Consider the following 1228-nt stretch of genomic DNA (forward strand, 5'->3'; position numbering starts at 1 on the left):
GTGGAATACCCCTAACGGAAAAAAATGTGTGACAAATCAAGTGTTATATCATCTAGGTTCTAGAGGAATTGATTATGATCTCCTACCCTGGCATCATGAACATAACATGCCCATTATGGCCTATAGTCCCCTGGCCCAGGGAGGAAGCTTAAGAAGACAATTACTAAGCGATCCAACCATCATTGAGATTGCGGAAAAATACAATATGCAACCATTACAAATTGCTCTTGCATGGACCATTCGTTCGAACAACGTAATTGCTATCCCAAAAGCTGTTAAGGAAGAACATGTTTTAGCCAATGATCAAGCTGCTACGATTCAATTGACCATAGAAGATCTGAACAGATTGGACGAGGTATTTCCAAAACCAACAAGAAAAACACCTTTGGATATTATATAAAATGAATGGGTCTATCACCAAAAAGAACACCTGGTTTGTTGTAGCTTCTGCCTGAATTGGATGTTCCATTGGAGCCTTATTAAGATGGGTACACGAAAAATATGAGCAAAGAAAATAGAAGGCCTGCAGTCAGTCACAGGCCTTCTTGGAAAAACCGCTCTTATTCTTAGAGCTTAACACGATCCTCAATCTTTTGGTAGACACCTTTGTTAAAGTCTTTGACTGGATCAACAAAATCAGCGTAAGGTTCGTCGTATGGATCTTTAATTCCCCATCCTCTTGCTTTGTTCTCGAGATGAGCGCACCAATGCCAGCCAAGGAACCATGGCTCATGAAGAACCGTGTTCAGTGAGGCGATATAATCGTCAGCTCGTCCTGCCTGATCATGAATGTCACTTACGCGGTTGGGATTCATATGCGTTTTGCACCAGTTTCCGATATCAGCGATGACAACAGGCTTGTCAGCTATGGCTTGCCACTGGGCAAGATCTTCCTTCATTTGCTGGTAACCAGCTTCATCCGGGCTTGTGAAGTATTGGACCGACAGCACATCAACATAAGGTTTCATGGCTTTCAGCACTTCCTCCGGGATTCCTTTGTTGCCGTTAAATCGGTCCCCGAGAATCAGGTGGTTAGTATCGTACTTTCTGATGCTTGCTGTGATCGTTTCGTAATATTTCGCCGCTACCTCGTATAGTTTACTTCTACGTTCCTGCTCGTTTAAACCTTCCAGCTGTTTAAAATCACTGCCGCTTGCATGGCGGATCCATGCCGGAATATCGACAAGGAAATACCCGATTAAATTCTGGCTGTCGGCATGTTCAGCAC

2 protein-coding genes are annotated in these 1228 nt (G+C 43.5%); one reads left to right on the plus strand and one right to left on the minus strand.

Annotated elements, in window-relative coordinates:
• Positions 1-400 (plus strand): aldo/keto reductase (locus ABHN01_RS25400; RefSeq protein ID WP_429877852.1); only part of this gene is annotated, 400 nt, incomplete at its 5' end.
• 166 nt (positions 401-566) lie between these two features.
• On the opposite strand, the gene ABHN01_RS25405 is transcribed toward ABHN01_RS25400, so the two are convergent.
• The coding region (locus ABHN01_RS25405) for a hypothetical protein (protein WP_429877853.1) at positions 567-1228 on the minus strand (662 nt) is incomplete at its 5' end.

The organism is Fictibacillus sp. NRS-1165 (genome assembly GCF_050468105.1).
Lineage (GTDB): Bacteria > Bacillota > Bacilli > Bacillales > Fictibacillaceae > Fictibacillus_C > Fictibacillus_C terrinigri.